Below are 10,243 nucleotides of genomic sequence, written 5' to 3' on the forward strand. Positions count from 1 at the left end.
TTTTTATGAGTACTACAGAACGGAAAAGCCTAGTCGAATCTATAAAAGATAAAGGAAAAAATTTAGAAGCAGAAATGTCATTCTTTGATCATCTCGAAGTACTGAGATGGCATTTGGTTCGTTCGGTGATTGCAATTTGTATTTTCGCAGGTTTATCATTCACTTTCTATGATTTCGTATTTAACGAAATCATTATGGGGCCAAAAAGTCTTAATTTCTGGACATATAGAATGATGTGTCTTGTTGGTAACAAGTTTAATATCGATGGATTCTGTGTCGAACATATTCCTTTCAATATTATCAATACTGAACTAGCTGGACAGTTTATGTTGCAAATTAACTCTTGTTTGCTCATGTCTTTACTATTGGGTTTTCCTTACATCTTATTTGAAATCTGGCTTTTTATCAAACCAGCTTTAACAGATATTGAACGAAGATCAGCTCGAGGATTTGTTTTTTATGCTACCCTATTGTTTGTATTAGGAGTATTATTTGGTTATTATGTAGTCGTTCCGTTATCTGTTAACTTCTTAGCCAATATTTCATTAAGTATCGAAATTACGAATCAGATTACCATTGACTCTTACCTTTCAACGATCGCTACATTATCGTTAGGCTGTGGTATTGTGTTCTTATTACCAATTCTGATCTTTATCTTATCAAAATTAGGTATTATGACTCCAGAGTTTATGCGTGCAAGCAGAAGATATGCAACGGTTATTATCCTTGTTGTGGCAGCAATTATTACTCCTACAGCGGATGTCATCACCATGTTGACGGTAGCTACCCCAATGTTCCTTTTATACGAAATTAGTATCTTAGTATCGGCGAAAGTTAAAAAACAAAAATTAGCACAAGAAAAAAACAATATATAATGAGTACTGTAAAGACAATTGCAATAGGAAGTGACCATGCAGGTTTTGAATACAAAACGGCTATCGTAGCTTTATTAAAAGAATTAGGTTACGAAGTAAAAGATTTCGGCCCATATAATACGGATTCTGTTGATTATCCAGATTATGCTCATCCGGTTGCAAGTGAAGTGGAAGAAGAAAAAGCAACATTAGGTGTATTGATATGCGGTAGTGCAAATGGTGTTGCAATTACAGCAAACAAACATCAAGGGATCCGCGCTTCAATAGCGTGGTTAGAAGAAATTGCAGCATTGGCACGTCAACATAATGATGCTAACATTGTGTGTATTCCAGCAAGATTTATTGATCTTGATCTTGCAAAATCAATCGTTAAAACATTTGTAACGACAGATTTTGAAGGTGGTAGACATGCTACACGTGTTGGTAAAATTGCCTGTGGTTGTTAATTTTAACATAATTTAATAGACGGAGAAAAGGTATATATATACTTTTTCTCCGTTTTTTTGTTCTATTTGTTCTAAATGAAAAAACAATGAAAAAATTATTCAGTTTAATTTGTCTTATTTCGTCCATTTACAGCTGTGCAGTTGCACAAAATCCAGCTGCAAAATATGCTGATCTGATTACTGAAGAGTCTTCCAGAAAGCATCTTACTATCCTAGCATCTGCAGATCTTGAGGGACGTGGCACAGGTCAAAAAGGTGGTCGTTTGGCTACTGAATACATTGCAAATGAATTTAAAAAATTAGGATTAACACCACCTGTGGCAGGTAAATATTTTCAACCGGTAAGTTTACTAAAAAACAGTTATCAGGTTAAGAGCTTTAAAATCGGAGGCCGTCCTTTTGTCAATGGACAAGATCTACTGGCATTAGGTAATAATGAGTTGAAATCAATCGACGATAAAGAGATTATTTTTATCGGTTACGGTATTGACGACCCCAAATATTCTGATATCAAAGGGATCGATTTGCAAGATAAAATTGTGATGCTGATCAATAACAAAGAACCTGTTGATGCAAAAGGGAAATCTGTGATCACTGGAACGACAAAATTATCGGAATGGTCCACCGTGCGCAATAAAAAGATTAGAGAGGTGCTAAAACATAAGCCTAAACTTATTCTTGCATACACTGAGGATCTCGGTACATGGCTGGAAAGTGCAGGAGATCGTGCAACCGAAGGACGCTTTAATTTAGCTCAGGATCAAACAGCTCCTGAAACTAATCCAATGCCTATTGTTGTCAATATTACCGATCATGTTGCTAACTATATCCTGAATCAGGGAAAAACAAGTCTTGCAAATATTACATCAAAAATCAATCAAAGTCAAAAGCCTCAATCTTTTGCCATCAATACAAGTTTTAATGCACAATTGGGTATGGTGGCTGAACAATTCACGGATCCTAATGTACTGGGCTTGCTTGAAGGGTCTGATCTGAAAGATGAAATAATTGTTATAGGTGGCCATTATGATCACGACGGCAAAAGTTCAAATGGCACTATCTTTCCTGGAGCAGATGATAATGCTTCAGGAACTACTGCTGTTCTTGAGTTAGCGAAAGCATTTAGTCAGGCTAAAGCTGAAGGCAAAGGTCCTCGGAGAAGTATCTTGTTTATCACATATGCTGCAGAAGAAAAGGGTTTATTGGGGTCTAAGTATTATACCGAAAACCCGGTTTTCCCTCTTGAAAATACCGTTACTTGTATCAATATTGATATGATAGGCCGCATTGACGATAAGCATTTAAATGGAAATCACAACTATATACATTCCATTGGAGCAGATAAATTAAGTTCTGAATTAGCAAGAATCAATAAGGAAGCAAATGATAAATCCAGCAAACTGGAATTAGACTTCATGTACGATAATCCAAAAGATCCAATGCGTCTTTATTACCGATCTGATCATTATAATTTTGCCAGTAAAGGTATTCCTTCAATTTTTTACTTCTCAGGTTTACATCCGCATTATCACACGCCTGAAGATACTGTTGATAAAATAGATTTCCCGATTATGGTCAAAAGAGAAAAATTTATTTTTCAAACGGCTTGGGATGTTGCCAATAGTGCTACAAAACCCGCTGTAGATAGCAAGAAGGATTAAAAATTAGTTGCGTAAGATTTTTAAAGTGGTTTTCCTGAATAAGGAGACCACTTTTTTTATATGCTTATTGCACCTATTAAACGAGTAAAACTGCTTCCTATTTTGATAACCGATCCAGCTGATTAAATCGGATAAACAATTTCATTCAGCATAAAACAAAGTGAATGTGTTAAAAATAAGTTAATTAAAAATCGATATCTAAAAAAGTAATTATCTTAGCGAGCAATAAACCAACTATTCCTAAAAAGTCAATTATGAAGCTATATGTATTAAGCTTGCTATTTTTATGCATTAATTTTGCCTATTCCCAAAACTCCGCCAGTTTGAAAGGGACTGTTATTGATCATACAAATAAACCGCTTGAAAAAGCAACAGTTTCCATTCTTATGCAACAGGATTCTTCGGTACTCTCCTATTCTCTGACAAATGATAAAGGAGAATTCAACCTCGTTAAACTGCCAGCAAATAAAAATCTGATCTTATATATCTCGCACGTCAATAGCAGCAACTATCATCAGGACATTCTTTTAAATCCTGACGAAAAAAAGCAATTAGATTCGATTAAACTGGGGGGAAAACTATTGGACGAGGTCGTCATTTCTGTTGCACCACCTGTGCGCATGAATAAAGATACATTAGAATATAACACTGATTTTTTTAAGACTAGACCGAACGCCAATGCTGAAGAACTTTTAAAACAGTTGCCTGGTCTACAAATTAATATGGATGGTACTTATTTATTATGAAGGTAAAGAAGTTTCTCAGGTAAAAGTAAATGGTAAAGATTTTTTTGCCAGCGATCTGCGAATTGCTACCCGCAATCTAGATGCTTCCTTAATTAAAACGGTACAGGTATACCGCGATAAAGGCGAATCAAAAAAACAGTGAGGATGAAGAAAAATTACCTATTACCATCAATCTGAAATTCAAAAAAGATTTTCTGAAAGCTAGTTTTGGTAAATTATATGGCAGTGTCGGAACTAGAGACCGCTATGAAGCTGGTGGTCTGTTCAATACTTTTCAAGATACTTTGCAATTGAGTTTCATCGGATTTGGAAATAATATCAATCGAGAAAGTTTTGATTACAATGAACTTAATCAACACGGTGGATTAGGAAGAGCTGAAAATTATGGTTTTAATGACTTTGGTGGCCGAAATTATAATGGCAAAGCAAATGATATTGCCGGTGGCTTTAACCTCAATAATGATTGGGGAAAGAAAACAAAACTAAACCTCATGTACATGTTAAAGTACAAAAATGAAGAAGGGCAAAACCAAGGAAGTCAAACCTCGCTGTATGATAATGTTAAGCAATTCGGCGAAAATGAATATAACAGCTACCGGAAGTCGCTTGCGCACAATATCAATACGCTTTTCAGACACCGAATGGATACAACAGCATACGTCGAGTTTACACCTAAGCTTTCCATCACCAATAATGATGGTAAAACTGATAGCTGGATGAATACCTATACCGAAGACAAAAAAATAAATAACAGCAAAAGCAATAACACATCAGATGGGTATAATATTAATTACGATCATAATTTCCACATTGAAAAACAATTAAGTAAGAAACATCTTGTATCTCTAAAAAATACCATCAATATTAGAAATGATAAATCAGAAGAAATTGGCAATCAATTAACAGAGATATTCCAGAACCCGATCCCAAATACTAGTCTATGGGAAAACAGAACGAATCGAGAGAAATCCAGCAGTATTAAAACTTTTGCTGGGTATAATAATACCAGTATCGAAAAACTAAATTTTGACTTCTATATTTCTTATAATACTTCGAGTAGCAGACCTACGCAAAGTTTATTCTACAACAGAGATAATACAGGGACCATCCATGGTGAGCAGTTTGAAAACAGCTATAGTTTTAAATCACAGGAATATGTGACTGCCATGAAATTTTACTGGAAACCTTTCAAAAAATTAGCGGTAAACTTTGGTACAGCATATGCAGTTAAGGATAATCAATTTGATTTATTCAAAATCAATGAACGAAAAACAACTTCGAATGGTTACTGGCTACCTAATATCAATATTCGCTATAAAGATTTTGATCTTTCTTGGTCTAAAGATTTAGAATCACCTGCAACATATCAGATCCAAAGTATTAGGGATACACTAAATCCTCTGATGACGCGACTGTCAGCTTTTTTCTATGAGAATAAACTGCAACAAAGTACGCGCTTTTCATTCAATAAATACACACAAAAATATCAACTGGGATTTAGTGCCGGTGTAAACTATAAAGATAAAAGTGAGGGTCATAGAAGTTGGCGTGATGTGACAAATGGACATTATACCATACAGGCATTTCAAGCAGGATCAACGACTAATTATAATGGCTATTTATATGGTAGATATAATTTTAAAGCTGGTAACGATTGGGTATTTTATATATCTCAAAACAGTAGCTTATATACCTACCAATATTATTCTTCGATCAATGATGTGGACAATAAATTAACAAACCTCGGCATCAATCTAACACAGGAATTTTCTATTACTTGGAAGAATTTAATCGGCCTAACGCCTAAATATACCTACAGCTGGAACAAGGCTCAGAATTCGGTTAAAAACAATCCTGATTTTATTGCTAACGCTAATAGAACACACAATGTTGGCGTAGGATTAAATGTAAATCCTATAAAAGGTTTTTCTTTAGAGACCTCCTATTCACTAGAGAATAGGGCAAGTGGCCTAAGTGGAAGAGACAATTATCATATACTGAACTCTTCTATTTATTACACGTTGAAAAATAATTCCCAGATCAAATTAACGGGTTTTGACATCTTAAATCAAAACAGACAGAACTACTGGGGTACCAGTGGGAATACAACCTATTTTCAAAACACGGTTACTTTAAGACAGTACTTTTTGTTAGGATATATTTATAAATTTAAAGTAACAAAACTGAAAAATTAAACAAACAGGCTTCACAATTGTTGAAACTATAGCAACTAAAATAATATGGCATTTGAAGATTACTATAAAGTACTTGGCATAAGCAAAACGGCATCTGTTGATGATGTAAAAAAAGCTTATCGAAAATTAGCCCGCAAGTATCATCCCGATCTCAATCCTAATGATGAGGCTGCAAAACAGAAGTTTCAAGAGATCAATGAAGCCAATGAGGTATTATCCGATCCGGAAAAACGTAAGAAATATGATCAATATGGTGAAAACTGGCAGCGAGGAGAGGAATATGAACGGTCTCAACAGCAGTACCGTCAGTCAAATGAAAATCCTTTCGGAGGTTCGCAGGGCTATACAGGAAATTTTGATGATGGACAATTTTCAGATTTTTTCGAACAGATGTTTGGTAACCGCTCCGGGGGCGGAAGAAGAAATAACTTTCGTGGACAGGATTTCAATGCGGAATTGGAGTTAACACAACAACAGGCTTATACGACTCATGCACAAACCTTTACGATTAATGGTAAGAACATCCGAATCAACATACAGGCGGGTGTAGAAGATGGTCAGAAAATTAAACTTAAAGGCCTTGGTAGTGAAGGTGTAAACGGAGGGCCAAAAGGAGATCTTTATATTACTTTTCACATCATCGCTGATCCAAAGTTTAAACGTCAGGGTAATGACCTTTATACAACATTAGATATCGATCTGTATACCGCTATTTTAGGCGGGGATGCCATCATTGATACGTATGGCGGTAAAATAAAACTTAAAATTCAACCTGAAACACAAAATAATGCCAAAGTTAGGTTAAAAGGAAAAGGTTTTCCTGTCTATAAAAAAGATGGTGAATTTGGAGATCTATATGTCAGTATGAACGTGATGATACCAACCAATTTAACCGACAAAGAAAAAGAACTATTCAAACAGTTGGCCGATTTAAAGAAATAATCCTATGGAAAGGACCCTAATTAAACTATCTGATTACTGCTATTCAAGGAAAGCGGAGATTACTTTTATAGAAACTTAAATGAGTATGGTCTTCTCCATATTATCATCCAACAGGAAGAAAAATATATTGAAGAGGAGCAGCTTCGCGATCTGGAAAGATTTTCGGACTGGTACTATGAGTTAGATGTAAATCCTGCTGGTATTGAGGTGGCACATCATCTCATTCAGAAAGTGGAAGCATTACAAAGTGAATTACAGCGCATAAAAAATCAGCTTAAAGCTTTGGAATCATAATTCAAAGCTTTAAGCTGATTTCTACAATATGGTATTAATAATCTAAGTCTTTATCAACTGTTATTGTATCTTTCCAAATCACATTATGCCGTAAATCTGTTAATTCAATTCTATAAGCACCTTTACAAACTACAAACGAACCATATGATTGTCCTGGTTTAACAAGCCGGTAAATAATCAAATGGTTTTTTCCTTCAATGGTATTGGCAGAAAAACCCTTCATTAAAGTATAATTTTCCTTTTGTATATATTGATCAGGAATACGGTAATCAAAATGCCCCCTGCTGCTATCATCAGGACATAGAATTTCGGTACGACTTGGCGTAAAATATAATGCTGTCTATACATAGAAGCATTTGATATCGCCAGATCTTCAATGTGATCAAAATTCTTAAAGTACTTTTCGGGGATAATGTAAATCAAACTGACATACTCTTCTCTTCCCAATTGCTGCTTAAAGGGAACCATAGCATGATAAATAACTTGTTTGTTTAAGGTCGTAGTTCGATAATAGTATTTCCCTTCTGCTGTCCTTTTAATTTCGAATCCATCTCTTGACAACAATTCTTTTGTATTTTTAAACCGCTCATCCGATTTGTTATTGATTAAGCTGATCAATCTAAATGTCGTATCTCCAAGACTTTTCCCATTGAACAACACCGTATACTTCGTTGCATCATAACCTAATTTCTTTATAATCTTCTGATCGTCATGTGAAAGATGAACAGTTTGCAGTCCTGTTTTCGTCTTTTCATCATAATTTGAGAAATTTTCACCGACATATACAGACAGATTTCGTTCGACATTAACAAAATACTCATCACCATCAACAATAAAACCTTTTGGAGTGAATTGATAAGCTGATCGACAAGACGTTAATAAGAATAGTCCAAATAAAATATAAAAAGCTTTCATAACATTATTCAAAAAAGGCGCCATTGCATAAAACGTTATTTAATTATTGGGCAGCTGTATTTAATCGGATAGGCATTGTGTAAGCAACCCTTACATGCTGTCCATTTTGTATCGCAGGTTTCCATTTTTCAGGATAATTCTTCAAAACATTCACAGCCTCCTGTCCAGTTCCGTACTTTAAATCTCTTTTTATATCAAAGTTAGATAGGCTACCATCTTTTTCAACGATGAATGATACTTCTACGACACCGTTAATATTATTTTCTAAGGCCTCCTTTGGAAAATTGTAATTTTCTCCCACATAATTCATAAAATCACGCATCCCCCTTGGTGGCGCTGGTTTAACTTCAACCGCGGAAAATATAACCGTATTTTCCTCTGGTTTCTTGGGTTCCGGAAAACGAACTTCATCAGGAGACGATTTAATAGGTTTCTTCTTTGGCACTTCATCTTTTGTTACTTTCGGTGGTGGGAAACGAACGACATCCTCCGAAGATTTAACAGACTTCTTCTTTGGTACTTCATCCTTCGTAATTATAGGTGGCGGAAATCTAATAATATTTTCTGTAGATCCGTCTGAAGAGGTCTCCTTATTGCTTTTAGATTTTGCAGGTCCAAAGCTACCTGCCGCTAATTTCACCGGAAGTGAGTAGGATGACCGAACGGCTTTACCATTTTGAATCGCAGGTTTCCATTTTTTTCCATTTTTCACGAGATTCTGAATCATCGCCCCAGCACCAAATCCAATATCATTCTTAGTTTTAACATTTGTAATACGGCCGTCCTTTTCTACTACAAAAGCAATCTCAACAGTACCATTAATTCCATTTTCAAGCATCTCTTGAGAGTACTTAAAATTTTGACGTATATACTTTTGATAAGCCTGCATACCTCCTGAAGGTTGTGCTAGCACTTCTGGATTACTAAGAATCTTTTCCTGTTGTACACCTTCTGGTTCGATATCCATCAGTTTAGTTACTGCCTCCGATACTACTGGTAATTTCACATCGATCACTTTATCAATCAGTTCAGTTTTTGCGTCAACGGTATTGTTTAATACGAGTCCCACCAAACCTACTAAACCAGCAATTGGAATAATCAACATATATTTCCACTGGTTTGATTTCTTTGATTTATTTTGAAATAACATCATAATTCTCTTTTTTAAAATGGACTCTGTGGCAAAGCCATGTGATAACACATCTGTCGATACCCGGAGCGCATTTGCAATTAATAATTCTGCATAAGATGCTTTATCTTTTGCAGCACAAAGTTGATCAGCAATACATTCATGCTGAAATTTCAATTCTCTGATATAAAAAAAGAATACAGGATTAAACCAATTAAAAACTCGAACAATCTCTAAAAAAAGAATATCATAAGAATGCCCTTGCTGTACATGAACTAATTCATGACGGTGGATGATTTCATTTTCTTTCACTTCCTCACCGATATAAACAAAATTCAAAAAAGAAAATGAGTCGTTGCCATCAGCTTTATTAAACCTACGGTATAGCTTATACAATCGAATTAGTAAAAACGAAGTAGCAATGATGATGGAGACCCAATAAATGAGTTCAACATTCGAATGCAGTTGCCAAAATTGCTGTTTACCCACAATTTCAATTTCAGGTATACTAAATTCTGTTAATTCCAGAGAAATAGCAGGAATTAACGTAGTCTTATAATCCATTTCAGATAGATCTACAAATTGTATTGCTGGTAATGTAAAAGACAATAGTACAGCAACCAATAAATAGATCCGATTTCCTTGGAAAAATGTGAGTTTTCTCAGGACTAAATGATAAAGTAAATAGCATATGACAAGGCTTGTGTTTGCTAAAATCAGATAAGCTATCATAATTCAGGTGTTAAGTGATTGAAATCGTTAAATTTTCTTTTGTTTGGCAATCATCTCTAATAATTCGTTGACTTCGCCGAGATCAAGTTTATTCTCTTCAAGAAAATAAGATAACATGCTGCTCGCTGAATTATCAAATAATTATTTAAAAGTTTCCCTGTAATCAGTTTCTTATACTCTTCTTTTTTTTTTTTTTCCGGATTCAATTTTGCCCCCCCGGGGGGGGGTTAGGATATAACGATGACTTTTCCCATAAGATTCGTGCACTAAGAAACCCTTGGTTTCTATCACCGACTGCCCATATTTTT

The 10,243-nt window shown here is 35.0% G+C and carries 11 protein-coding genes; 8 read left to right on the forward strand and 3 right to left on the reverse strand.

Annotated elements, in window-relative coordinates:
• Positions 1-5: 5 nt before the first annotated feature.
• From tatC to L950_RS32190, 8 genes are all read left to right on the forward strand, one after another.
• Positions 6-875, forward strand: coding sequence for a twin-arginine translocase subunit TatC (gene tatC / locus L950_RS06235; RefSeq protein WP_021192040.1), 870 nt, complete (start codon positions 6-8; stop codon positions 873-875).
• Positions 875-1,321 (forward strand): ribose 5-phosphate isomerase B, encoded by a 447-nt coding sequence (gene rpiB, locus L950_RS06240; RefSeq protein ID WP_021192041.1) that lies wholly within the window; start codon positions 875-877, stop codon positions 1,319-1,321. Before tatC ends, rpiB begins: the two co-directional genes overlap by 1 nt.
• Positions 1,322-1,407: 86 nt before the next feature.
• The gene (locus tag L950_RS06245; protein WP_021192042.1) at positions 1,408-2,982 is read left to right on the forward strand and encodes a M28 family peptidase; all 1,575 of its coding nucleotides are present in this window, start codon (positions 1,408-1,410) and stop codon (positions 2,980-2,982) included.
• 254 nt (positions 2,983-3,236) lie between these two features.
• Entirely contained in the window at positions 3,237-3,728 is a 492-nt protein-coding gene (locus L950_RS32180; RefSeq protein ID WP_231576921.1) for a carboxypeptidase-like regulatory domain-containing protein, read from the forward strand.
• Complete coding sequence (locus L950_RS32185; RefSeq protein ID WP_021192044.1) at positions 3,709-3,870, forward strand: hypothetical protein; 162 nt, start codon at positions 3,709-3,711, stop codon at positions 3,868-3,870. The genes L950_RS32180 and L950_RS32185 overlap by 20 nt, the downstream gene beginning before the upstream one ends.
• Positions 3,871-4,018: 148 nt before the next feature.
• Positions 4,019-5,923, forward strand: a complete 1,905-nt coding sequence (locus L950_RS06250) for a hypothetical protein (RefSeq protein ID WP_021192045.1) — start codon at positions 4,019-4,021, stop codon at positions 5,921-5,923.
• Positions 5,924-5,968: 45 nt separating this feature from the next.
• Positions 5,969-6,865, forward strand: a complete 897-nt coding sequence (locus L950_RS06255; protein ID WP_021192046.1) for a DnaJ C-terminal domain-containing protein — start codon at positions 5,969-5,971, stop codon at positions 6,863-6,865.
• 126 nt (positions 6,866-6,991) lie between these two features.
• The gene (locus L950_RS32190) at positions 6,992-7,159 is read left to right on the forward strand and encodes a chaperone modulator CbpM (protein WP_231576924.1); all 168 of its coding nucleotides are present in this window, start codon (positions 6,992-6,994) and stop codon (positions 7,157-7,159) included.
• A gap of 34 nt (positions 7,160-7,193) precedes the next feature.
• Here the strand turns inward: L950_RS32190 and L950_RS06260 are convergent, their stop codons facing one another.
• From L950_RS06260 to L950_RS06270, 3 genes are read right to left on the reverse strand one after another with little or no spacing between them, the layout of a single operon-like run.
• Positions 7,194-7,382: a hypothetical protein gene (locus tag L950_RS06260; protein ID WP_021192047.1), complete on the reverse strand. Its 189-nt coding sequence runs from the start codon at positions 7,380-7,382 to the stop codon at positions 7,194-7,196.
• On the reverse strand, positions 7,382-8,074 hold the full coding sequence (locus L950_RS06265; protein ID WP_156169566.1) for a hypothetical protein: 693 nt from the start codon (positions 8,072-8,074) through the stop codon (positions 7,382-7,384). Before L950_RS06265 ends, L950_RS06260 begins: the two co-directional genes overlap by 1 nt.
• A gap of 43 nt (positions 8,075-8,117) precedes the next feature.
• Positions 8,118-9,935, reverse strand: a complete 1,818-nt coding sequence (locus L950_RS06270) for an energy transducer TonB (RefSeq protein WP_021192049.1) — start codon at positions 9,933-9,935, stop codon at positions 8,118-8,120.
• Between the last annotated feature and the right edge of the window lie 308 nt (positions 9,936-10,243).

It is taken from the genome of Sphingobacterium sp. IITKGP-BTPF85 (assembly GCF_001006065.1).
In the GTDB taxonomy this organism is placed as follows: Bacteria; Bacteroidota; Bacteroidia; order Sphingobacteriales; family Sphingobacteriaceae; genus Sphingobacterium; species Sphingobacterium anhuiense.

Excerpts from the sequence above, each read along its gene's own strand:
- tatC (WP_021192040.1), top strand. The coding sequence starts at position 6 with ATGAGTACTACAGAACGGAAAAGCCTAGTCGAATCTATAAAAGATAAA.
- rpiB (WP_021192041.1), top strand. The coding sequence starts at position 875 with ATGAGTACTGTAAAGACAATTGCAATAGGAAGTGACCATGCAGGTTTT.
- L950_RS06245 (WP_021192042.1), top strand. The coding sequence starts at position 1,408 with ATGAAAAAATTATTCAGTTTAATTTGTCTTATTTCGTCCATTTACAGC.
- L950_RS32180 (WP_231576921.1), top strand. The coding sequence starts at position 3,237 with ATGAAGCTATATGTATTAAGCTTGCTATTTTTATGCATTAATTTTGCC.
- L950_RS32185 (WP_021192044.1), top strand. The coding sequence starts at position 3,709 with ATGGTACTTATTTATTATGAAGGTAAAGAAGTTTCTCAGGTAAAAGTA.
- L950_RS06255 (WP_021192046.1), top strand. The coding sequence starts at position 5,969 with ATGGCATTTGAAGATTACTATAAAGTACTTGGCATAAGCAAAACGGCA.
- L950_RS06260 (WP_021192047.1), bottom strand. The coding sequence starts at position 7,382 with ATGAAGGGTTTTTCTGCCAATACCATTGAAGGAAAAAACCATTTGATT.
- L950_RS06265 (WP_156169566.1), bottom strand. The coding sequence starts at position 8,074 with ATGAAAGCTTTTTATATTTTATTTGGACTATTCTTATTAACGTCTTGT.
- L950_RS06270 (WP_021192049.1), bottom strand. The coding sequence starts at position 9,935 with ATGATAGCTTATCTGATTTTAGCAAACACAAGCCTTGTCATATGCTAT.